The sequence below is a fragment of the Streptomyces sp. NPDC050610 genome, from assembly GCF_040654875.1.
Taxonomy (GTDB): Bacteria; Actinomycetota; Actinomycetes; order Streptomycetales; family Streptomycetaceae; genus Streptomyces.
In genome coordinates this window covers 314,422-336,634 of record NZ_JBFAIV010000005.1, presented here as the reverse complement: position 1 = coordinate 336,634, position 22,213 = coordinate 314,422, and the positions used below count along the sequence as shown (strand labels likewise).

The 22,213-nt window shown below is 72.6% G+C and carries 21 protein-coding genes; 8 read left to right on the top strand and 13 right to left on the bottom strand.

Annotated elements, in window-relative coordinates:
• Positions 1 to 37: 37 nt before the first annotated feature.
• From AB0I22_RS09340 to AB0I22_RS09330, 3 genes are all read left to right on the top strand, one after another.
• Positions 38 to 481 (top strand): Rrf2 family transcriptional regulator, encoded by a 444-nt coding sequence (locus tag AB0I22_RS09340; RefSeq protein ID WP_363130069.1) that lies wholly within the window; start codon positions 38 to 40, stop codon positions 479 to 481.
• Positions 482 to 555: 74 nt separating this feature from the next.
• A complete protein-coding gene (locus AB0I22_RS09335; RefSeq protein ID WP_363130068.1) occupies positions 556 to 1,746 on the top strand; it encodes a globin domain-containing protein in 1,191 nt (396 codons plus the stop codon).
• A 148-nt stretch (positions 1,747 to 1,894) separates the two neighbouring features.
• Positions 1,895 to 2,050 carry a hypothetical protein gene (locus tag AB0I22_RS09330; protein WP_363130067.1) on the top strand — a complete coding sequence of 52 codons (156 nt, stop codon included), beginning with the start codon at positions 1,895 to 1,897 and terminating at the stop codon, positions 2,048 to 2,050.
• Here the strand turns inward: AB0I22_RS09330 and AB0I22_RS09325 are convergent.
• On the bottom strand, positions 2,040 to 3,083 hold the full coding sequence (locus tag AB0I22_RS09325) for a S66 peptidase family protein (RefSeq protein WP_363130066.1): 1,044 nt from the start codon (positions 3,081 to 3,083) through the stop codon (positions 2,040 to 2,042). The two genes, AB0I22_RS09330 and AB0I22_RS09325, sit on opposite strands and share 11 nt — an antisense overlap.
• A gap of 124 nt (positions 3,084 to 3,207) precedes the next feature.
• Here AB0I22_RS09325 and AB0I22_RS09320 point away from each other — a divergent pair, with 124 nt between their 5' ends.
• Complete coding sequence (locus AB0I22_RS09320; RefSeq protein WP_363130065.1) at positions 3,208 to 3,813, top strand: TetR family transcriptional regulator; 606 nt, start codon at positions 3,208 to 3,210, stop codon at positions 3,811 to 3,813.
• Positions 3,814 to 3,884: 71 nt separating this feature from the next.
• Positions 3,885 to 5,339, top strand: a complete 1,455-nt coding sequence (locus AB0I22_RS09315; protein WP_363130064.1) for an FAD-dependent monooxygenase — start codon at positions 3,885 to 3,887, stop codon at positions 5,337 to 5,339.
• 25 nt (positions 5,340 to 5,364) lie between these two features.
• Here the strand turns inward: AB0I22_RS09315 and AB0I22_RS09310 are convergent, their stop codons facing one another.
• From AB0I22_RS09310 to AB0I22_RS09295, 4 genes are all read right to left on the bottom strand, one after another.
• Positions 5,365 to 6,225 (bottom strand): amino acid ABC transporter permease, encoded by an 861-nt coding sequence (locus AB0I22_RS09310; RefSeq protein ID WP_363130063.1) that lies wholly within the window; start codon positions 6,223 to 6,225, stop codon positions 5,365 to 5,367.
• Positions 6,222 to 6,866, bottom strand: a complete 645-nt coding sequence (locus AB0I22_RS09305; RefSeq protein ID WP_363130062.1) for an amino acid ABC transporter permease — start codon at positions 6,864 to 6,866, stop codon at positions 6,222 to 6,224. Before AB0I22_RS09305 ends, AB0I22_RS09310 begins: the two co-directional genes overlap by 4 nt.
• Before the next feature lie 13 nt (positions 6,867 to 6,879).
• A complete protein-coding gene (locus tag AB0I22_RS09300) occupies positions 6,880 to 7,833 on the bottom strand; it encodes a glutamate ABC transporter substrate-binding protein (RefSeq protein ID WP_363130061.1) in 954 nt (317 codons plus the stop codon).
• 110 nt (positions 7,834 to 7,943) lie between these two features.
• Positions 7,944 to 8,687 (bottom strand): amino acid ABC transporter ATP-binding protein, encoded by a 744-nt coding sequence (locus tag AB0I22_RS09295; protein WP_363130060.1) that lies wholly within the window; start codon positions 8,685 to 8,687, stop codon positions 7,944 to 7,946.
• Between the two features lie 179 nt (positions 8,688 to 8,866).
• On the opposite strand from AB0I22_RS09295, the gene AB0I22_RS09290 reads away from it, so the two are divergent.
• On the top strand, positions 8,867 to 9,712 hold the full coding sequence (locus tag AB0I22_RS09290; protein WP_363130059.1) for a GntR family transcriptional regulator: 846 nt from the start codon (positions 8,867 to 8,869) through the stop codon (positions 9,710 to 9,712).
• A 305-nt stretch (positions 9,713 to 10,017) separates the two neighbouring features.
• On the opposite strand, the gene AB0I22_RS09285 is transcribed toward AB0I22_RS09290, so the two are convergent.
• Entirely contained in the window at positions 10,018 to 10,458 is a 441-nt protein-coding gene (locus AB0I22_RS09285; protein WP_363130058.1) for a DUF6278 family protein, read from the bottom strand.
• Positions 10,459 to 10,694: 236 nt separating this feature from the next.
• Here AB0I22_RS09285 and AB0I22_RS09280 point away from each other — a divergent pair, with 236 nt between their 5' ends.
• Positions 10,695 to 12,527 (top strand): SGNH/GDSL hydrolase family protein, encoded by a 1,833-nt coding sequence (locus AB0I22_RS09280; protein ID WP_363130057.1) that lies wholly within the window; start codon positions 10,695 to 10,697, stop codon positions 12,525 to 12,527.
• A gap of 22 nt (positions 12,528 to 12,549) precedes the next feature.
• Here the strand turns inward: AB0I22_RS09280 and AB0I22_RS09275 are convergent, their stop codons facing one another.
• The 5 genes from AB0I22_RS09275 to AB0I22_RS09255 form a co-directional block, all read right to left on the bottom strand.
• Entirely contained in the window at positions 12,550 to 13,329 is a 780-nt protein-coding gene (locus AB0I22_RS09275; RefSeq protein WP_363130056.1) for an exodeoxyribonuclease III, read from the bottom strand.
• Positions 13,330 to 13,505: 176 nt separating this feature from the next.
• A complete protein-coding gene (locus AB0I22_RS09270) occupies positions 13,506 to 14,150 on the bottom strand; it encodes an MBL fold metallo-hydrolase (protein ID WP_363130053.1) in 645 nt (214 codons plus the stop codon).
• A 12-nt stretch (positions 14,151 to 14,162) separates the two neighbouring features.
• Positions 14,163 to 15,482, bottom strand: a complete 1,320-nt coding sequence (pcaC, locus tag AB0I22_RS09265) for a 4-carboxymuconolactone decarboxylase (protein WP_363130052.1) — start codon at positions 15,480 to 15,482, stop codon at positions 14,163 to 14,165.
• Positions 15,483 to 15,837: 355 nt separating this feature from the next.
• Entirely contained in the window at positions 15,838 to 17,850 is a 2,013-nt protein-coding gene (locus AB0I22_RS09260) for a CoA transferase (RefSeq protein WP_363130051.1), read from the bottom strand.
• 101 nt (positions 17,851 to 17,951) lie between these two features.
• Complete coding sequence (locus tag AB0I22_RS09255; RefSeq protein WP_363130050.1) at positions 17,952 to 19,103, bottom strand: acyl-CoA dehydrogenase family protein; 1,152 nt, start codon at positions 19,101 to 19,103, stop codon at positions 17,952 to 17,954.
• Positions 19,104 to 19,187: 84 nt separating this feature from the next.
• On the opposite strand from AB0I22_RS09255, the gene AB0I22_RS09250 reads away from it, so the two are divergent.
• Positions 19,188 to 20,153 (top strand): LysR family transcriptional regulator, encoded by a 966-nt coding sequence (locus tag AB0I22_RS09250; protein WP_363130049.1) that lies wholly within the window; start codon positions 19,188 to 19,190, stop codon positions 20,151 to 20,153.
• 162 nt (positions 20,154 to 20,315) lie between these two features.
• On the opposite strand, the gene AB0I22_RS09245 is transcribed toward AB0I22_RS09250, so the two are convergent.
• A complete protein-coding gene (locus AB0I22_RS09245) occupies positions 20,316 to 20,903 on the bottom strand; it encodes a hypothetical protein (protein WP_363130048.1) in 588 nt (195 codons plus the stop codon).
• Positions 20,900 to 22,048, bottom strand: a complete 1,149-nt coding sequence (locus tag AB0I22_RS09240; RefSeq protein WP_363130047.1) for an ROK family glucokinase — start codon at positions 22,046 to 22,048, stop codon at positions 20,900 to 20,902. The genes AB0I22_RS09245 and AB0I22_RS09240 overlap by 4 nt, the downstream gene beginning before the upstream one ends.
• Positions 22,049 to 22,213 lie beyond the last annotated feature (165 nt).

The window sequence follows — 22,213 nt, the reverse complement described above, 5'->3', positions numbered from 1 at the left end:
ATTGGAGTCCAAAAAACCAATTAGCTAGAATACGGACGTGCGACTGACCAAGAGCACCGACATCGCCCTGCGCATCGCCATGCGCCTGGCGGTGGCGGGCGACACTGAGGCCCCGACCACCCGCGAGGTGGCCGGGGCCGTCGGAGTGCCGTACACGCACGCCGCGAAGGTGGTCAGCAGGTTGCAGCACCTCGGCGTCGTCGAGGCCCGCCGAGGGCGGGGCGGCGGCCTCACCCTCACGCTCGCCGGCCGTACGGGCTCGGTGGGCGGCCTCGTCCGCGAGCTGGAGGGCGTCGGCGACGTCGTCGGCTGCGAGGACGATCCGCCCTGCCCGCTGCGCGCGGCCTGCCGGCTGCGTTCGGCGCTGCGCCGGGCCCAGGAGGCGTTCTTCGCCTCGCTCGATCCGATCACCGTTCAGGATCTGGTCGCCGAACCCACCGGTCCGGTCCTCCTCGGCCTGAGCCCCCGCCCCGGCAGCTGATCCCCCATGCCCTGTGCCGCCGGTCTTCCGCACCACCTAAAATACGAATTCAAAATGCAAGTTTGGAGCCGCTGATGTTGTCACCCACGTCGGCCGAGACCGTCCGCGCCACCCTGCCCGCGGTCGGAGGCGCCATCGGAGAGATCACCCCGCTCTTCTACGACAAGCTCTTCGCCGCCCACCCCGAGCTGCTGCGCGACCTCTTCAACCGCGGGAACCAGGCCAACGGCGCTCAGCGCCAGGCCCTCGCGGGCGCCTTCGCCGCCTTCGCCACCACGCTCGTCACCCACCCCGACACCCGGCCCGACGCGCTGCTCTCGCGCATCGCGCACAAGCACGCCTCGCTCGGCATCACCGCCGACCAGTACCCGATCGTGCGCCACCACCTCTTCGAGGCCATCGCCGAGGTGCTCGGCGACGCGGTCACCGACGAGGTCGCCGCCGCCTGGGACGAGGTGTACTGGCTGATGGCGAACGCCCTGATCAGCATCGAGTCGAAGCTGTACGCGGAGGCGGGCGCCCCGGACGGCGACACCTGGCGGCGCTACCGGGTCGCCGCCCGCATCCCGGAGACCGACGAGGTCGCGACCTACGTCGTACGGCCCGTGGACGGGGGCCCGGCGCCCGCCGCGCGGCCCGGCCAGTACGTCTCCGTGCGGGTGCGGCTCCCCGACGGCGCCGGGCAGATCCGCCAGTACAGCCTCTCGGGCGAGCCCGAGGGCGGGCTCCAGTTCTCGGTCAAGCGCGCCACCGGCTCGCCGGACGGCGAGGTCTCCAACCATCTGCACGACCACGTCGGACCGGGCGAGACGCTGCTGATCAGCGCCCCCTTCGGCGATGTCGCCCTGGCCGACGGCGACGGCCCCGTGCTGCTCGCCTCCGCGGGCATCGGCTGCACCCCGATGATCGGGATGCTCACCCGCCTCGCCGCCACCGGCTCCACGCGCCGCGTCCTGGTCGCGCACGCGGACCACAGCGAGCGGACCCACGCCTTCCGCGACGAGTTGAGCCGACTCACCGCCGTGCTGCCCGCCGCCACCGCGGACGTCTGGTACGAGGACCCCAAGGGCGACTGGCCGGCGGACTGTACGGGCCTGGCCGACCTGGCCGCGCTCGACATACCCGCCGGCACCGTCGCCTACCTCTGCGGCCCGCTCCCCTTCCTGCGCGCGGCCCGCACCCAACTGCTGTCCGCCGGGGTACGCCCCGCCGACGTCCACTACGAGGTCTTCGGGCCCGATCTTTGGCTCGGCGGGGATGAGTAATGGGTCGCCCGTCAGCCTGGCGAGACGGCCATCCACCACCGAGTGTTACCAGTCCGTAACTCGCTGATGGGTTACCCCAAGTAAGAACCTCTGGTGACTCTCCAGCCACTTCGGCACCCCCACAGTCATGCGAAGTCTGGAGCGGCTCATGGCGTCCCCACGCGTCCCCCACCCCCGGCAGCCCCTGCGCGCGGCAGCGGCCGGCGCCGTGTCCGCCGCCGCCCTCGTCGCGGCCGGCCTCGGCACGGCGCCGAGCAAGCCCTTCGGCGTCGATCTGGAGCTGTTCTCCACGATCAATAGGTGACCGTGATCCGGCGCGCCGGCCCGTCGACCCGGATTCGTCCTCCGACGGGGATCACGAACTGCGGGTCGGTGTGGCCGAGGTCGACGTCGAAGACCAGCATGGCGTCGGGCGCGTACTCCCGGAAGGCCCGCAGGACGGCCTCGCGCTGGCCCCAGCGGTAGCCCGCCTTCTCCTCACCGGCGAGCCGCTTCTCGAACGACCAGCTCTTGGCCCTGCCCATCAGCAGCGCGGGGAACTGCTGAAGCAGCCCGCGTTCGCCCATGTTCCGCAGAATCCGGTAGACCTCGTCGGCTGACGGCAGCTCCTCGGACGTCTCCAGGAAGAGCACGTCGCCGGCGTACGCCTCGACCGGCCGCACCTCCCGGTCGGCCATCAGCAGCCAGGAGATGATCTCCAGGTTGCCGCCCCAGCTGATGCCCTCGACCACCCGGTCGCCGTTGTGCCAGGTCCAGCCGTCGGCGGGTCCCAGCTCCGGTTCGGAGTCGAAGGTACGGGGGTCTTCCCAGGGCCGGTTGACGTCGCCGGACGCGCTCGCCGGGGTGAGTTCGTACGGGCCGGAGGTGAACAGCGCCGCCCTGAGCGAGTCCGCGGTGAGCGGGTGCATGGCGCCGGGGCGTCCGTACTCGGCCATCACCGTGCCGCCGTGGTAGCCGACGATGCCGGAGTTCCGCAGGAACAGCAGCAGGTTGGTGTTGTCGCTGTAGCCGAAGAACGGCTTGGGGTTGGCGCGGATCAGGTCGCGGTCGAGGTGGCGCAGGACGGTCAGCTGGTCGTCGCCGCCGATGCTGGCGATCAGCGCCTTGATGTCGGGGTCCGCGAAGGCCGCGTGGAGGTCGGCGGCCCGCTCCTCGGGCGTCGCGCCCATCGTGCGGGTGGTCGGGTACTCCACCGGCTTCAGCCCGAAGTCCTCCCGGAGTCTGCGCAGCCCCAGTTCGTAGGGCTGGGGGAAGACGCCGGGCAGGCCGGCCGCGGGGGACAGCACCGCGACCGAGTCTCCAGGGCGGGGCTTGGCGGGGTAGGAGGGGTCCGTCATCCGGTGATGGTAGGAGGCGCGGGGCCCTCGCGGCAGCGAATTTCGCCGGGCCCTCCCCCTCGCACGAGAAACCTTGCGTGGCACGCATCTTTGCGTGGCGCGCACTTTTTGCTACGGTCGTTCCATGGGGCTACGCGAACGGAAGAAGGCCGAGACACGCGCCGCGCTCAGCTGGGCGGCGGTACGGCTGGTCGTCGAGCGCGGGCTCGACGACGTCAAGGTCGAGGACATCGCCGAGGCGGCGGGCGTCTCGCCGCGCACGTTCAACAACTACTACTCCAGCAAGGGCGAGGCGATCGTCGCCCGCCACCTCGACCGCTGCCTCGGCATCGCGGAAGCGCTGCGCGAACGCCCGGCGGAGCCGCTCTGGGAAGCGATCCCCCGCGCCGTGCTCCCCCAGTTCGAACCGGACGCCGCGGCGGCGGCCCACCCCGTTCCCGACTCCGCGAAGTGGACGGAGGGCGTGCGCGTGATGCTCGCCGAACCGGCCTTGCAGGGCGAGATGCTGCGGGCAGGGGCCATCGCCGAGGCCGAGATCGCCGCGGCCGTCGCCGAGCGTACGGGCACCGACCTGGAGCAGGACCTGTACCCGCACCTCGTCGCGTCCGCGGTCGTCGCCGCCATCAACACCGCCATGGCCCACCATTCCCGTACGGACCCGCCGGTATCGGTACGGCGGCTGCTCGCGGACGCCCTCGCCCGAATGGCGGCGGGTCTGCCCACTCCCTGACCATCCATCGCGAAGGAACAGCCCGGCGGGCCGCCGGGCCGATGTTCCCTGCCCGGAAAAGGAGTTCAACCATGATCGACGTCGTCATCGCGGGCGCCGGCCCCAACGGCCTGATGCTCGCCTGCGAACTCGCCCTGGCCGGTGCGCGCCCGCTCGTCCTGGAGCGCCACCCCGAACCGGTCGACGAACAGCGCGCGAACGGCCTGGTCGGCCAGGTCATCCGGATGCTCGACCGGCGCGGCCTGTACGAGCGGCTGACCGAGCCGGGCGCCGTGCCCGAGCCGGCGCCCGGCTTCGTCTTCGGCGCGTTCCCGCTCGCACTGCACGACCTGCCGGACAACTCGCTCTACGTCCTGCCGGTGCCGCAGCTCCGGATCGAGAAGATGCTCGCCGAGCGCGCCGCCGAACTGGGCGTCGAGATCCGCCGCGGCCACGAGGTCGTGGGTCTGACGCAGGGCGAGCGTTCGGTAGTGATCGAGATACGCGACCGGGAGCCGGTCGAAGCGGCGTTCCTGGTCGGCGCGGACGGCGGGCACAGCGCCGTCCGCAAGCTCGTCGGGATCGACTTCCCCGGCGTGACCGCGGACGACTCGGTGTCGCGCACCGGCCATGTGAGCGTGCCCGAGGACATGGTCGGGGCCGACGGCGGGCTGACCGTGCCCGGCTTCGGCGTCGTACCGCCGTTCCAGCATCTGCGCACCGAGCGCGGCCTGTTCACCTGGGCGCCCTTCCCGGGCCAGGACCCGAAGGTCAGCACGGCGGAGTGGGACCAGCCGGCCGAGGGCGAAGCGTCGCTCGGCGAACTCCGGGCCAGCGCCTCCCGCGTCCTCGGCGTGGACGTGCCGCTCGCCCCGCCGACCGGCCCCGGCCCGCACCTGATCCGGCGGCTGTTCGGCGGCAACACCAGGATCGCGGCGCGGTACCGCGCGGGCCGTGTCCTGCTGCTCGGGGACGCCGCGCACGTGCACTCGGCGATCGGCGGTCCGGGGCTCAACATGGGCCTCCAGGACGCGGTGAACCTCGGCTGGAAGCTGGCGGCGGAGGTGCGCGGCCACGCGCCCGCGGGGCTGCTGGACACCTACGAGTCGGAGCGGTCCCCGGTGGCGCGGCGGGTCGCCATGCACACGCAGGCGCAGTCGCTGCTCACCCGGCCGGGCGGCGATGTGACCGCGCTGCGCGAACTGTTCGGGGAACTGCTCGGCCACCCCTCGGCCCGGCAGCACATCGCGGACCTGCTGTCCGGTGCGGACACCATGTACGACATGGGTCCGGCGGCCGGTCCGCTCGTCGGCCGCTGGGCGCCGGACCTGCCGGGTCTGCGCGAGCTGACCCGTACGGCCCGCCCGCTCCTCCTGGACCCGACCGGCGCCCTCGACACGGGCCCCTGGGCTCCGCTGGCCGACACGGTGACCGTCCCGGAACTCGACACCGCGCTCCTGCTCCGCCCCGACTGCTACATCGCCTGGCAGGGCACCACGGACGACGGCCTGCACAAGGCGCTGGGGGCCTGGTTCAAGCCCGCCTGAACAGCGCGAACGTGCCGCGGCCCCGCTACTGCTGCGGAGCGCCCGGCAGCAGCGTCCCCGGCTCGGCGGCGTTCACCTCCACCGCCTCCGTCTTGAGGTTGCGCTGCTGCCGCCTGGCGACCCAGTTGGCGAACCAGGACAGCAGCATGCACATGCCGATGTAGATCGGCGAGATCACCATGACGACGGGGATGAACGGCAGGTCGTAGTCCAGGTTGGAGGCGATCAGCTTGCCCGCGTGAAGGAACTCCTCATAGGTGATGAGGTAGCCGAGCGAGGTGTCCTTGAGGGCCACCACCAGCTGACTGATGATCGTCGGCAGCATGGCCCGTACCGCCTGCGGCACCAGGACATGCGTCATCACCTGCGTCTTGCGCATCCCCAGCGCGTAGGCCGCCTCGCGCTGCCCGCGGTCGACGGAGTGCACGCCCGTACGGAACACCTCGGCGAGCACCGAGCCGTTGTACAGCGTCAACCCGGTGACCAGGGCGGGCAGCGGCTGCACCTTGAGCGCCACGAAGACGAAGAAGATCATCACCAGTACGGGCATCGCACGGAAGAACTCGACCAGCAGCGTCGCCGCCCAGCGCACCGGCCGGTGCTCCGAGAGCCGCCCCGCCGCGAGCACGGCGGCGAGCGCCAGGGCGAGCACGGCGGAGTACGCGAACGCCTTCAGCGTGTTGCCGAGGCCGCGCAGCAGCAGCTCCTGGATGCCCTGGTAGATGAACGGCGTCCACTTGCGGGAAGTGAACTGGTCGGTGTCGAAGAGGAGGTAGAGGGCCCAGCCGATCAGGGCGAGGATCGCGGCGGTCGCCAGCAGCCCGTAGACCCGGTGGCGGCGCCGGGTCCGGGGGCCCGGCACGTCGTACAGGACGGTGTCGCTCATCGGGCCACTCCCCAGCGCTTCTCCAGCACGTTGAAGACCGCGCTGATGGTCAGGGTCACGATCAGATAGCCGACGGCGATCCAGACGAAGGACCAGATGATGCTGTAGCCCAGCTCGTTGAGCGTCTTGTACGTCCCGAGGAGTTCGGTGACGCTGAACGAGCCGGCGATCGCCGAGTTCTTGGCGAGGGCGATCAGCGTCGAGCCGATCGGCGGGATGACGGAGCGGAACGCCTGCGGCAGCACCACGCCGCCGAGCGTCTGCCCGAAGGTCATGCCGAGGCTGCGCGCCGCCTCGCCCTGCCCGACGGGCACCGTGTTGATGCCGGAGCGGACCGCCTCGCAGATGAAGGCGGAGGTGTAGCAGCCGAGCGCGAGGACGGCGAAGAGCTGGAAGGGCAGAACGAGCCCGAACCTCGGCAGTCCCAGCAGGACCGCGAAGAACAGCAGCGTCAGGGGGGTGTTGCGCAGCACGGCCACCCATACGGTCCCGAACGCGCGCAGCGAGCCGACCGGCGCGACGCGGAACGAGGCCATCACGAAGCCGAGCACGAGCGAGAGGAGCCCCGCGTAGACGGTGAGTTCGACGGTGCCGAGCAGGCCCTTGCCGTACAGGGAGAAGTTTTCGGTGAGTACGTCCATGGCGGTCCTTGCCTCAGCTCGCCGGGTAGCGGTCGACGGCGGGCGGCTTCGGGGCGGGGACCCCGGACAGGCCGAGGGTCGCGTCGTACGCCTTCTTCCAGTCGCCGTTCTTCTCGTGCGCCTCGATGGCGTCGTCGAGCGCGAGGCGCAGCGCGTTGTCGGCGCGCGGGACGCCGATGCCGTACGGCTCCTTCGAGAACGGCTTGCCCGCCAGCTTCAGCTCGTCGGGCACCTTGGCCGCGTAGCCCATCAGGATGCTGTCGTCGGTGGTGACCGCGTCCACCTGATAGGTGAGCAGGTTGTCGACGCAGATCGAGTACGTGTCGTACGCGACGGCGTCGGCCTTGGGGTAGTCGGCCTCCAGGCGCTGGAGCGGTGTGGAGCCCGCGGCCGAGCAGACCTTCTTGCCGTCGAGGTCGCGGGGGCCGTGGACGTCCTTCTCGTCGGTCCGTACGAGCAGCCCCTGGCCTGCCATGTAGTACGGGCCGCCGAACCCGACCTGCTTCTTGCGCAGGGCGTTCACGGTGTAGGTGCCCACGTAGTAGTCGATCTGGCCGTTCTGGAGCGCGGTCTCGCGGTTGGCGGAGGCGATGGTCTTGAACCGGATCGTCTTCGGGTCGAAGCCGAGGGAGGCCGACATCATCTTGGCGATCTCGACGTCGAAGCCCGAGTAGCGGCCGCTGGCGGGGTCCTTCTCGCCCAGATAGGGCTGGTCCTCCTTGGCGCCGACGACGAGGTGGCCGCGGGCGCGGGCGCGCTTCCAGGTGGCGGAACCGGGCAGCCGGAAGCCGTCGGCCACCCGGTAGACGGGCAGGGCGCTGGCCGGCGGGCCCTTGACGGGCGGGCTGCCGGACTTGCCGCAGGCCGCGGCGGCGAGGGCGAGCCCGGTGAGGGCGAGGGCCGCCGCGATCCGGCGGGGCCGGGGCGGGAGGCCCGCGGGGCGGGAAGCCGTGGGGCGGGCGGTCATGGATCGGACGGCCGTGGGGCGGACGGCCGCTGGGCGGGGAGTCGTGCGGCGGGAGGCCGTGCTGCGGGAAGCCACGGTTCGGGAAGCCGAGTTCATGTCCGCTCCCCCGCTCAGTGCTTGAGGATCTTGGACAGGAAGTCCTTGGCGCGGTCGCTCTCCGGCGCGGTGAAGAACTCCTCGGGCTCACGGTCCTCGACGACGCACCCGTCGGCCATGAACACGACCCGGTTGGCGGCCGAGCGGGCGAACCCCATCTCATGGGTGACGACGACCATCGTCATCCCGTCGCGGGCGAGTTGCCGCATGACCTCCAGCACCTCGTTGATCATCTCCGGGTCGAGCGCGGAGGTCGGCTCGTCGAAGAGCAGCGCCTTGGGGTCCATGGCGAGCGCGCGGGCGATGGCGACGCGCTGCTGCTGGCCGCCGGAGAGCTGGGCCGGATACTTCCCGGCGTGCGAGGCGAGCCCGACGCGCTCCAGCAGTTCGCGCGAGCGCTTGTCGGCCTGTTCCTTCTTCCGCCCTCTGACCTTGATCTGCGCCAGGGAGACGTTCGCCAGCACGCTCTTGTGGGCGAAGAGGTTGAAGGACTGGAAGACCATGCCGACCTCGGCGCGGAGCCGCGCGAGGCTCTTGCCTTCTTCGGGCAGCGGCTTCCCGTCGAGGAGGATGGTGCCGGACTCGACCGGCTCCAGGCGGTTGATGGTCCGGCACAGGGTCGACTTGCCGGAGCCGGAGGGGCCGATGACGACCACCACCTCCCCGCGGCCGACGGTGAGGTTGATGTCCCGCAGGACGTGCAACGAGCCGAAGTGCTTGTTCACATCACGCAGCTCGATCAATGGATCGACGGCCATACCCAGCTCTACCCACTCTCAACCGTGTCGCGGTCACCGCAAACTATCCATCCCAATACGGGACTTCCGGGACGACACGCACACGACGGGGATTAACCGACTTTTGGCGACAGAACCTAGGTACGCAGAGCGGGCCTGGGTACCTAGCCTGAGGGGCACTTCGTGCGAAAGGACCCCAGGTGTGTGACCTCAGGCCCGTCTACCAGCGCATCGCCGACGACCTCCGGCAGCGGATCGACGAGGGCTCCCTGAGCGTCGGCGACCGCATCCCCTCCCGCTCCGAGCTCAAGCGCGCGTACGACGCGAGCGATCAGACGGTGGACCGCGCGGTGCGCGTGCTGAAGGCCGCCGGGTACGCGGAAGGGCAGTTCGGGCGCGGGGTGTTCGTCAGCGACCGGGCGCCGCTCGGCGCGCTGCTGCGCTCCACCGGGGCCGTCGACTCCCCCTTCGCGACGGTGATCCGCGGGTACGACCCGGAACGCGAGCGCGACGCCGACATGTGCCCGCCGCTCGACCGGGCCGCTTTCGACCGGGCCTCTTTCGACCGAGCGTCTTTCGACGGGGCCTCGGACACATCGCTGACCTGGGAGGCCACCTCCACCGAGATGGCCGCGCCGGACCGGATCGCCGTCCGGCTGGGGCTGGCCCCGGACACCGGCGTGCTCTGCACCCAGTACGAGTACCTCGCCAACCGGCGCCCCGTGCAGCTCGCCACCAGCTGGGAGCCGCGGTCGGTGACCGAGGGCACGGACGTCGCCCACCCGGAGCGCGGCCCGTACGCCCGGCGCGGGGTGCGCGGGCGGCTGGCCGCCATCGGCATCCGGGTCGTACGGGCACAGGACCTGGTCGGGTCGCGGCCGGCGACCAGCCGGGAGGCGGAGGCGCTGGGCTGCGCGGTCGGGCAGTGCGTGACGGTCGTCGAGCGCACGCACTTCGACTCCGACGACCGGGCCGTGGAGACCGCCGACATCGTGGTGCGGGCGGACCGGTGGCGGCTGGAGTACTCGATTCCGTTCGTCAGCTAACGGGGCGGGGACCGGGAGGCGGCCGTCGGCCGACAGCCTTCCGGGGCCTGAGGACCCGTCGCCGACCGACAGTCTTCCGCGGTCCGAGAGCCCGACGTCGGCCGGCGGCTGTCCGGGGTCCGAGAGCCCCGTCGTCTGCTAAAGAGCCGTCCGGGCCCGAGAGTCCCGTCGTCAGCCAGGGGCAGTGCCCGAGAGCCCGTCATCCCTCCGTCCCGTCCCGTCCGCGCGCACGCAAGAGCGCCGGCATGCCGGGCGTAGTCCGCCGTCCGGACGGTCCTCCGTCCCACCGTGCCCGAGGGCGCCCGTCAGCTCTCCGCGATCTCCGCGTACAGCTGGGACAGCTCGGGCGCGCCCTCGGCCGCCCACGCCTGTCCCGCCTCGACCACGTCGGCCTCCCGGCCGTTGCCGAGCAGGACGACGGGCTGGCCGTCCGGCCGGACGCGCCAGCCCGCGCCGGCGACCGTGCGGACGACGACCGTGCCCAGATACAGTCCGGCGTCGTTGCCGAGCCACGGCAGCAGCTCCGGGTCCTCGCGCCAGCGCGGCTGCAACTGGTCCAGCGCCGCCAGCGACGCGGCCGAGTCGTCCAGCACCACCCCCGCCGACTGGGCCTGGGCGCGCAGCAGTTCGCACTCCGAGAGCAGTTCGGCGATGCCTTCCGGATCCATGTCGAGCGCCCCGGCCGGCGTCATCCCGTGTTCCGGCCCGTGCCGCTTGCGCCAGTTGTCCAAGAAGGGAATGTTCATACCGCACAGGTTCCCACCCGTGCGGACGCCCTCACCACAGGCGCGCGGCACACCCTCTTGGCCCATTGGGCCTCCTTGACGTCGCCCAGGCGCCTCTTTAGCTTCATCCCGCCATAGCAGGGTCGCCACCGGGGCCTCTGGAGCGCCCCCTCTTCACACACCGGCTTCATGGACCGGCGCGCGCACGGGCCGCACGGACCGGTTCACGCGCCGACGGGATACGGGAGGCAGCACACATGCTCGTACACACGTTCCACGGAGCGCGCGGCGGGAACGGCCGGCACAGACCCGCGGCCGCGGCCGGGCTCGTCGCGACGGGCGTCGCACTGACCCTGGCCGTCACGGGCGCGCCCGCCCTCGCCGCACAACGCCCCGCCGAGCCGCTCCCGTTGGAGCGGCTCTTCGACAATACGGCCGTCAGTGACGACGCCCGGCCCGGCGCCGCGGACTTCGACGGCGGCGGCAACTCGCTCTCCGCCCAGGACCTGGCCGCCGCGGGCTGGACGCCGGGCCGCGCCCTCGGCTTCGACGGGGCCCGGCTGCGGCTGCCGCGGTCCGCCGCCGGGACACCCGACAACGTGCGCGCCGACGGGCAGCGCGTGCGGCTGGCCGGGCGCGGCGACGCCGTCTCCTTCCTCGTCGCCGGTACGGGCGGCGGCGCGGCGAGCGGCAGCGGCACGGTGCGCTACCGGGACGGCTCGCGCGGTACGTACGTGCTGACCGCGCCGGACTGGCGGACCGGCCCGCTCGCGACGAAGGCGGTCGCGCTGCCGCACCTCAACTCCCCCGCCGGGCAGCGCACGGAGAAGGCCCGGCTGTACGTGGTGACGGTGCCGGTGGCGCGCGGCCGGGAGATCGCGTCCGTGGTGCTGCCGAAGGCCGCCGGCGCGGCGGCCGGTCTGCATGTGTTCGCGGTGGCGGTACGGGCCGAGCCCAAGGGGTGGACGGGGAGCTGGGCGGCGTCCGCGTCCGGGTACACGGCGGTCGGGCCGTGGCGGGACCGGACGCTGCGGCTCGTCGTGCATACGAGCGCGGGCGGGCCGCGGGCCCGTATCCGGCTGGCCAACACCTTCGCGGGGCGGCCCGTTGCGATCGGGCACGCGAGCGTGGCGCTCCAGGCGAGCGGCGCCGAGGCGGCGGGCCGGCCCGTGCCGCTGCGGTTCGGCGGCCGGGCGGGGGCCGAAGTCGCGGCGGGGGCCGAGCAGTTCAGCGACCCGGTGGGGTTCCGGGTGCCCGCGGGGGCCAATCTGCTGGTGAGCGTGCACCTGCCGGGGACGGTGAGCGCGCTGCCGGTGCACACCCTGGCCCTGCAGCGCTCCTATCTGAGCGCCGACGACAGCGGGGACCGTACGGGCGAGCGCGCCGGCGGCTCGTACGGCCAGTCGCTCGCCACCTGGCCGCTGCTGACCGGGGTGGACGTCGGGGGCGGGCCGGGGTCGGTGGTGACGCTCGGCGACTCGATCACCGACGGCGCCAACTCGACGCCCGACGCCAACCGGCGCTGGCCCGATCTGCTGTGGCGCCGGCTCGCGGCGCAGCACGCGGTGCCGCGGCTGGGGGTGCTCAACGAGTCCATCTCCGGGAACCGCGTGGTGACCGACCGCTATCCGGGGGACGGCGTGTCGACGATCGCCAGCGGGGTGAGCGCGCAGCACCGGCTGGACCGCGATGTGCTGGGCCAGACCTCGGCCCGTACGGTCCTCGTCTTCGAGGGCGTCAACGACGTGCGCGCGGGCACCTCGGCCGAGGAGGTCGTCGCGGGGCTGCAGGCCGTCACGGCGCGGGCGCACGCGCGGGGGCTGCGCGTGGTGATGGCCACCGTCGCGCCGTGCGCGGGCGAGACGTACTGCACGCCCGCGGCCGACAAGCAGCGTGTGAAGGTCAACGCCTTCATCCGCTCGGGCGAGGGCCGCTTCGACGCCGTGGTGGACTTCGACGCCGTGATCCGCGACCCGGACCGCCCCGAGCGGATGCTGCCCGCCTACGACAGCGGCGACCATCTGCACCCCAACGACGCGGGGATGCGGGCGTTCGCCGACGCGGTCGAGCTGCGGGATCTGCTGGGGTGAGCGGGGCGGGGCGTCCCGCCGCTCACAGGTCCAGGTCGACGACGACGGGGGCGTGGTCCGAGGCGCCCTTGCCCTTGCGCTCCTCCCGGTCGACGTAGGAGTCGGAGACGGCCTTGGCGAAACCGCCGTTGCCGTAGACGAGGTCGATGCGCATGCCCTTGTTCTTCGGGAAGCCGAGGGAGCGGTAGTCCCAGTAGGTGTACGGGCGGTCGTACTTGAGCGGGCGGGGCACCACGTCGGACAGGCCGGTCTCGCGGAGGGCGGCGAGCGCGTCGCGCTCCGCGGGGGTGACGTGCGTCGCGCCCTCGAAGAGGGCCCGGTCCCATACGTCCTCGTCGGTGGGCGCGACATTGAAGTCGCCGAGGACGGCGAAGGGGCGCTCCCCCGCGGCGTCGTCCGCGACCGCCGCCTTCAGCGCCTCGAACCAGCGGAGCTTGTACGCGTAGTGGGCGTGGTCGACCTCGCGGCCGTTGGGCACGTAGACCGACCAGACGCGGGCGGGGCCGCAGGTGGCCGAGACGGCGCGGGGCTCCTGCGCGCCGTCGTACTCCGGGCCGCCGGGCAGCCCGACGACCACGTCGTCGAGGCCGACCTTGGACAGCAGGGCCACGCCGTTCCACCGGCCGGTCGCGTTGACGGCGGCCTCGTAGCCGAGCTCGCGCAGCGCGTCGAAGGGGAACTGCGCCTCGGCGCACTTGGTCTCCTGGACGCACAGCACATCCGTGCCGCTGCTCTCCAGCCAGGCCAGCAGCCGGGGCAGCCGGGCGGTGATCGAGTTGACGTTCCATGTGGCGATGCGCATGCCCGTAAACCTACCGCCCGGGTCCGACAGTCACCGTCCGGCGGTGCCGGTCCAGGTCATCGCCCGAGTCACAGCCCCGGTCACGGCTCGGGCCGCGGCTCCCGTCACGGCTCGGGCCGCGGCTCCGGTCACGGCTCGGGCCTCAGATCCGGTCACGGTTCGGGCCTCAGCTCCGGTCACAGCCCGACGCTCTCGCCCGGGGCGAGCCGGAGGTGGTCCGCCCCGGCGACCCCGGGCCCGTCCGGGCCGAGCATCCGGTCGTAGACGGGCCGGGCGAGGCCGGTGAGCAGCGCGTCGTGGACGTCGAGGGCGCGCCGGGGCCCGATCTCGCGGACGTAGTCGATGATCTCGCCGACCTTGTTCCACGGAGCCATCACCGGGACCAGCAGAGTGTCCACGGACTGCCCGGGGAGGGTCAGCGCGTCGCCGGGGTGGAAGACGGAGCCGTCCACCAGATAGCCGACATTGGTGATGCGCGGGATGTCGGGGTGGATGACGGCGTGCAGCTGACCGTGGACCTGCACGTCGAAGCCGGCGGCGGTGAAAGTGTCACCGTCGCCGACGGTGTGGACGCGGCCCGGGAAGGCCGCGGAGACCTGGTCGGCGACGCTGCGCAGCGTCCAGATCTCGGCGGCCGGATTGGCGTCCAGGGCGGCCCGGAGCCGGCCCTCGTCGAAGTGGTCCGGGTGTTCGTGGGTGACCAGCACGGCGTCCGCGCCGACGGCCGCGTCCTGCTCGCTGAAGCCGCCGGGGTCGATGACGAGGGTCTGGCCGTCCTTCTCCAACCGGACGCAGGCGTGGCTGTGCTTCGTGAGGTTCATGCTTCCATCCTGCTACGCGTGCGGGCTGGTCTCCTCCCGGATCACGCGCTGCGCCACGGCGAAGGCGGAATTGGCGGTCGGCACCCCGCAGTAGACGGCGGTCTGGAGCAGCACTTCCTTGATCTCCTCGGGGGTGAGGCCGTTGCGGAGCGCGGCGCGGGTGTGGAAGGCCAGCTCGTCGAGGTGGCCGCGGGCGGCCAACGCCGTGAGGGTGATCACGCTGCGGGTGTGCCGGTCGAGTCCGGGGCGGCTCCACACCTCGCCCCAGGCGTAGCGGGTGATGAAGTCCTGGAAGTCGCCCGTGAAGTCGTCCTTGGCCGCTTCGGCGCGGTCCACGTGGGCGTCGCCGAGCACTTCGCGCCGTACCTTCATGCCCGCTTCGTACGCCTCAACGGCGGGGCCGCCGGTCGCGACGGGCTGCTCGGCGGAGGCGATGGCGGCGACGGGGCCGCTGGGCACGGCGGGCGCCGCGGTGGGCGGCGGCGGGGGCGTGAGCTGCGGCTTGGGCACGGGCGGGGTGATGGCGTGGGGGCCGGTCTGCTCGTAACCGCTCTGCCAGGAGGTGGTGAAGTGCCGGACCAGCAGATCGGTGACGGCGGCGGGCTGCTCGACGGGCGCGAGATGCGAGGTGCCGGGAACCAGGGCGAGCCTGGCGTCGGGTATCCCGGCGACCAGGACGCGCGCGTCGGCGGGCGGGCTGACCTGGTCTTCCGCGCCGACGAGCACCAGGGTCGGCACGCCGACGCGGCCGAGCTCCGCACGCACGTCGAAGGAGGCGAGAGCCTCGCAGGCGGCGATGTAGCAGCCGGGGTCGGTGGTACGGACCATCTGTACGGCCCATTCCACGATCGCGGGCTGGGCCGCGGCGAAGCCGTGGGTGAACCAGCGCTCCGGCGCGGAGCGGGCGATCGGGTCGAGCCCGTTCGTACGGACCACCACGCCGCGCTGCCGCCAGGCGTCCGCGGTCCCGAACCGGGCGGAGGACGCGACGAGGGCCAGCGAGGCGAGGCGGTGCGGGTGGCGCAGGGCGAGGTCGGCGCCGATCGCCCCGCCGATCGAGCAGCCGACGTAGCCGAATCTCTCGATGCCCAGCTGGTCGAGGGTGACCAGCAGCCGGTCGGTGAGGTCCCCGACGGCGGTGGCGGGGTGCGCGGGCGCACCGCCGTGGCCGGGCAGGTCGAAGCGGAGCACACGCCAGTGGCGGGTCAGCTCCGGGATCTGCCGATCCCACATATGCCAGGTCGTCCCGAGGGACGGTCCCATGATCAGGACCGGGGCCTGCTCCGGCCCGTCACACCGGTATTGCAGGGCTTCAGTCGTCGTCTCGCTCACGCTCCGCACGCTCTCATCTCTCACAATCAGTCACAACCGCCGGGCCGTGCCGCCTGCGCGTCCGGCACCGCCCAGGGGTCAGTTGTGCAGGTCGCGCCCGGTGCGGACCGTTTTGATGGTAGTCGCGGCCTGCCCGGCCCCGGTGCCGATCACCAGCCGATCGTCTCGACGGGAGTGGTCATGGTAGCGGTGCGCTCCGCGGACGCCCGGAGGTACGTACGTGCTCCTCTCGGCGGCGGGCCCGGGGAACTGGGCGCGGTACGGGAACTCGGCGGGCTCCGGGCCGTCCGGTGAAGGCCGGGTCGCCGGTCGCCGGGCACGAACAGGAACGTACGGGCGGCGGCGAGGGCGGCCGTCATCGGTCCAGTCTCCGCAGCGTGCCGGTCGCGGTTCGCCGCCCGTAGGCGTCGCGGACCGCGGTGACGGTCTCGCCGTCCTCGCCGGGGGCCGCGCCGACCACCATGCCCTGGTCGTCGAAGAGCGGGGAGGTCAGCCGGTAGTCGAACGACACCCGGCCGGAGACGCCGCCGGCGCGTGCCTTCTCGGCCATGGCGATCGCCTGCAGCGGGCCGTGCGTGAGCAGGCCGGGGTATCCCTCGACGTCGCGGCAGTAGTCGCGGTCGTAGTGGATGCGGTGCGCGTTGTACGTCAGGGCCGAGAACCGGAAGAGCAGTACGGGCGAGACGTCGATGGCCCATTCGTCCGGGGAGGCCGCCACGGGCGCGCCGGGCTCAGCGGCCGCGGAAGGCTCAGGGCGCTCAGCCGGCAGCGGCCGGTACACGATGTCCTGCTCCTCCTCTACGACCACCTCGCCGCGCTGTTCGATCCGGTGCCCGACCACCACGAACGTGAGCGGCCCGGAACGGCCCTTTTTCTCATGGACGGAGAGGACCTTCGTGCGGCGGACCGCCTGTTCGCCGCAGCGCAGCACGCCCCGCAGCCGGACGCGCCCGCCTGCCCACATGCGCCGGCGCCCGGGCCCCGGGTGCGCGGGGACGCCGCCGCGGAACGGGTGCCCGTCGGCGGCGAGGTCGGTCAGCGCCGGGCGGTCCAGCAGGTAGAGCCAGTGCCACAGCAGCGGCAGCCCCTCCCCCGCGTCCAGGTCGGGCACCGTGACGCCGAGCAGCACGCCCAGGTCCCGGGCGGGGCCGGGCAGGATGGTCTCCCGGCGTTCGACGGTTTCCTCCGCGTCCCTGCGCCCATCGGCCGCGCCCCCGTACCGCCCGGTCGCGCGCGGGCCGAACTCCGTACGCAGGGCGGTGTTGTGCTCGCCGAGGGCGGGCACCGGGCGCATCAGCGCTTCGCGGCCCTCCACCTCGACCGGTGGCAGCAGTGCGCGCACCGGCCCGCCCGGGGTGTCCACGGCCCGCCAGCGGTCGCGCGCGGTCAGCTGGGGGTGGCCGATCAACTCGTCCGGGGTGCGCAGCGTGGCGTTGGCGATTCCGGCGGCGTCGAGCAGGTCGACGGCTTCGGCGGCGGTCAGCCGGGCGAACGCCGACTCGATCGCCGCGGTGACCTCGGCGTCGTGCGCGACTCTGGCCACATTGGTCGCGAACCCGGGGTCGCCTTCGAGCTCCGGCCTGTCGAGCACGGTCCGGCACAGCGCGGACCACTCACGGTCGTTCTGGACGCCGAGGAAGACCGTTCCGTCGCCGGTGCGGTAGGGGCCGTAGGGCGAGATCGAGGGGTGCCGGGCCCCGGTCCGCCGTGCGAGTTCGCCGCCGTAGTGGGAGAAGTAGGCGGGCTGGCTCATCCATTCCCCGAGCGCGTCGAGCATGGCCACGCCCAACGTCGCGCCCCGGCCAGTGCGTTCGCGTTTGTACAACGCCGTCAGGATGCCGCTGTACGCGTACATGCCGGTGGCGATGTCGGCGATCGAGAGCCCGGCCTTCGCCGGTTCCGCCGGTGTGCCGGTGGCCATCACCAGCCCTGTCTCGCACTGTACGAGCAGGTCGTACGCTTTCTTGGCGCGGTACGGCCCGGTGGGGCCGTAGCCGGACAGCGAGCAGTGGATCAGTCCGGGCCGGGCCGCGCGGAGGGTGGCCGCGTCGAGCCCGAGGCGGTCGGCGGCGCCCGGCGCGAGATTCTGTACGAAGACGTCGGCACGGGCCAGCAACGCGTGGAGCAGCGCCCGGTCCTCGGGGGCCTTGAGGTCCAGTTCGACGCTTTCCTTGCCGCGGTTGAGCCAGACGAAATAGCTGGACTGCCCGTGCACCGTACGGTCGTAGCCGCGGGCGAAGTCGCCGGCGCCCCGGCGTTCCACCTTGATGACCCGTGCGCCGAGGTCGGCGAGCTGGCGGGTGGCGAACGGCGCCGCGACGGCCTGTTCGAGCGAGACGACGGTGATGCCGTCGAGCGGGTGCGACACGTCGGCCCCCTTTCAGGTGCTCGGATGCTGAGGTGGTGAGGTGCTCGGTCGCTCGGTTTCCCGGCTACTCGATTGCCCGGCTGCTCGATTCCTCGGAACGCTCAGATGCGGTGGCGCTTGACCAGTTGGCGGGCGATGACGTTGCGCTGGATCTCGTTGGTGCCCTCGCCGACGATCATGAGCGGGGCGTCCCGGAAGTAGCGTTCGACGTCGAACTCCGTCGAATAGCCGTAACCGCCGTGGATGCGAACGGCGTTGAGGGCCACCTCCATCGCCGTCTCCGAGGCGAAGAGTTTGGCCATCCCGGCCTCCAGGTCGGCCCGTTCGCCGGAGTCGTAGCGGCGCGCGGCGTAGCGCACGAGCTGGCGGGCGGCCTCCAGTTTGGTGGCCATGTCCGCCAGGTAGTTGCCGATCGACTGGTGCTGCCAGATCGGCTGCCCGAAGCTCTCGCGCTCCTGGGCGTAGCGCAGCGCGTCCTCCAGCGCCGCGCGGCCGACGCCGACCGCGCGGCACGCGACCTGGATCCGGCCGATCTCCAGGCCGCGCATCATCTGCGCGAACCCGTGGCCCTCCGCGCCGCCGAGCAGCGCGCCGACGGGGACGCGGAGGCCGTCGAAGGCCAGCTCGCAGCTCTCGACGCCCTTGTAGCCGAGTTTCGGCAGGTCGCGGGAGATCTGGAGACCCGGGCCCTGTTCGACCAGCAGGATGCTCACGCCCTTGTGGGCCGGTTCCGCCGAGGGGTCCGTCTTGCACAGCAGCGCGATCAGCTGGGAGCGGCGGGCGTTGGTGATCCAGGTCTTCGAGCCGTCCACGACGTACTGCTCGCCGTCGCGGCGGGCGACCGTGCGGATGGCCTGGAGGTCCGAGCCGCCGCCCGGCTCGGTCAGCGCCATGGTCGCGCGTACCTCGCCGGTCGCCATCCTCGGCAGGTACGTGTCCTGCTGCTGCCGCGTGCCGAACGCGGTGATCAGCTTGGCGACGACGGTGTGCCCGCCCATCGCGCCGGCCAGGCTCATCCACCCCCGGGCCAGTTCCTCGGTCACGGCCGCGTAGCACTGCGCCGACACCGCCGCTTCCCCCCAGGGCTCCGGGACCGCGAGGCCGAAGACGCCCATGGCCTTCATCTGCTCGATGAGCTGCTCGGGGTAGGTGTCGGTGTGGTCCAGTTCCCGCGCGACCGGCTTCACCTCACGGTCGACGAACTCGCCCACCAGCGAGACGATCGCGCTTTCCTCTTCGGTGAGCCCGTCCATGGTGTGGTCTCCGCTCCGCCTCGGAAGGTGCCGGCCCCGCCATCATGAATCATGATTCTCCGGGGAGAGAAATACCTTCTCGTGATGGAGGCATGCGCGGCCGCGATGGACCTGAGACAGCTCAAAGCCCTGGTGACCGTCGCCGAGGCGGGCAGTGTGACCCGCGCGGCGGAACTGCTGCATCTCGTCCAGCCCGCGGTGACCAGGCAGATCAAGTCGCTTGAGGACGAGCTCGCCGTCCCGCTGTTCGAGCGCACCCGCACCGGCATGCGGACGACCGAGGCCGGCGAACTGCTCGTGGCACGCGCCCGGCGGGCCTTCGCCGAGCTCGACCGGGCCCGTGCCGAACTCGCCCCGACTGCGGGTGCGTTGACGGGCATCGTGACGCTCGGGCTGCTGGAGAGCACCGCCGAACTGCTCGCCGAACCGCTCGTCGACCGGATCACCCGCGCCCACCCCGGCATCGAACTCCGGCTGCGGATCGCCTACTCCGGGCATCTGCGGCGCTGGCTCGACGAGGGCGACCTGGACCTGAGCCTGCTGTACAACCTGACCGGCTCACCGTCGCTGAACGTCACCCCGCTCGTCCGGGAACGGCTCTGGATCGCCGCGCCGCCGCAGGCCGGTCTGCGCCCGGACACGCCCGTACCGTTCGCCGACGCCGCCGCGCGGAAGCTCGTCCTGCCGGCCCCGGGCCACGGACTGCGCACCCTGGTCGACGGCGGCGCGCGGCGGGCCGGCGCCGCGCTGAGCAGCAGCGTGAGCACCAACTCGATGAGCCTGCAGAAGAAACTGACGCGCGCCGGTCACGGCTGGACGATCCTGCCCGCGGTCGGTCTCACCGAGGAGATCGCCGCCGGGCTGCTCTGCGCCGCTCCCCTGTGCGCGCCCGAGGTGTGGCGGTCGGTCGTGCTCGCACGACCGCGCACCGGGCGCGTACCGGCCGCGGTGGACGTCGTCGCGGGCGAAGTGATCCGGCAGGTCGGGGTCGCCGCCGCCGAGGGCCGCTGGCCCTCGGCGGAACCGCTCTCCGACGCCGGGCAGCGGTGAGCGCCCGGTCCGGCCCGTCGGCGGAAGGACACGTCATACGGGCAGCGGTGAGCGCCTGTCCCGCCCGTACCGCACGTGCCTCAGGCGAGTGTCTGTGCCACGCCTGTCATAGGAGGACGCCTGCGGCACCCGCGTCACACGCTCGTCCCCGCCCGGCGCGCGTCACGGTGCGCTGGTCGAGACGATGAACACCCTCGGGTGCTCCGGGTCGTCCGCGTTCGCCGTGATCTGGAGGGTCGGCAGCGGCTTCTTCTGCGTGTGCACGGTGCCGCGCCATTTGTGGTCGCCCTCGAACTTCCAGCCGACCTCGTCGGCCTGGTCGTCGTCGATGGTGACCTCGCCGTCCTTGAGCTCGTCCGGCGCGCTGCCGACCTTGTTCAGGAAGGTCTCGAAGCCCTCGGCGGAGGTCGTGAACTGGAGGTACAGCGAGCTGTGCTTCCAGGAGTTGGTCTCGTAGCTGGCCACGTCCGCGGAGTACGGCGGAATCCAGACGCCGTAGACGCGGCGCTGGAGCCGGGAGGGCCAGCCCTCCTCCAGGCCGGTCTTGGCGGCCTGCTCCTGCTTGGCGTCGCCGCCACCGCGGCTCTGCATCGCGGAGATGTAGAGGTAGCCGGCCGGGATCGCGATCAGCAGGAAGACGATGAGGGGCTTGAGCCAGCGGCGCGGCGGGCGGCGGCCGGGGCCCGTGGAGCCGCCGCCGCCCGCGTCGTGCGGCGGGTCGGACGCGGCGGTGCGGTCGGCGGCGATCATCCGCGGCCCGTCTGCCCGCGCGGCGCGAGCCGCACGGTGACCCCGGCGCGCTCGTACCGCTCCACGCGGCGGCGGTTCGCGCGCCGGAAGCGGCGGGCGACGAGCCGGGCCAGGTCGGCGGCGCCCACCATGCCCGCCTCAGGGCCCAGCTGGGCCTTGACGATACGGGCCTCCGGCCGGTAGCCGCGGCCGGTGAGGTGGCGGCGGAAGGCGTCCCGGGCCGGGCCGATAAGCAGGTCGTCGGCGGCGCTGACGCCGCCGCCGATGACGAAGCAGGAGGGGTCGAGGGCGGCGGCGAGGTTGGCGATGCCGACGCCGAGCCACTGGCCGATGTCCTGGAGCAGTTCGACGCACATGGCGTCGCCCTGTCGGGCCAGCTCGGTGATGAGCGGCCCGGTGATCTCGTGGACGTGGCCGCCGACCCGCTCGATGATGGTGTGCGCGACCGGGGAGTCGGCGGCGGCGAGCTCGCGCGCCTCGCGGACCAGGGCGTTGCCGGAGCTGTACTGCTCCCAGCAGCCGCGGTTGCCGCACGGGCAGCGGTGGCCGCCCGGCACGACCTGCATATGGCCGAACTCGCCCGCGACCCCGTATTTGCCCCGCTTGACCTGGCCGTCCTCCAGGATCGCGCCGCCGATGCCCGTACCGAGCGTGATCATGACGAGGTGGTCCTCGCCGCGGCCGGCGCCGAACCGCCATTCGGCCCAGGCTGCGGTGTTGGCGTCGTTGTCGACCATCACGGGCACCGCGAGCCGGCCGGCCAGCCGGTCGCGGAGTGGCTCGTCGCGCCAGGACAGGTGGGGGGCGAAGAGCACGCGGGAGCGGTGCGCGTCGACCCAGCCGGCCGCGCCGATGCCGACCGCGTGCACATCGTGCCGGTCGGAGAGGTCCAGGACCAGCTCCGTGATGGTGTCCTCGACGACCTTGGGGCTCTTGGACTTGTCCGGGGTCTCGGTGCGCACCTGCTCCAGGATGTTGCCGTCCGCGTCGACGACCCCGGCCATCACCTTGGTACCGCCGATGTCGATGCCGACGGTCGGCACCCGGGGCGCGGTCAGGTGCGAGCGCCGCTCGCGCGTCCCCACGGTCTTGAGCACGGTCGCCCGGGCGGAGCCCCGGTGCACCCGTTCGCGGTACATGCTCATCGCCTGCCCCCTTCGCCGGATTCTGCGCCGGCCGCTCTGCGCGCCGCGCTCGCCGCGCGGCCGGTGCGGGCCACGCTCACGGTGCGGGCGGTGCGTTCGCCTGGGGTGCGTGGTCGCACGAGTCGTCGTCCCTGCGGGTGTCTCGGGAGGCGCGTCGCCTCGGTC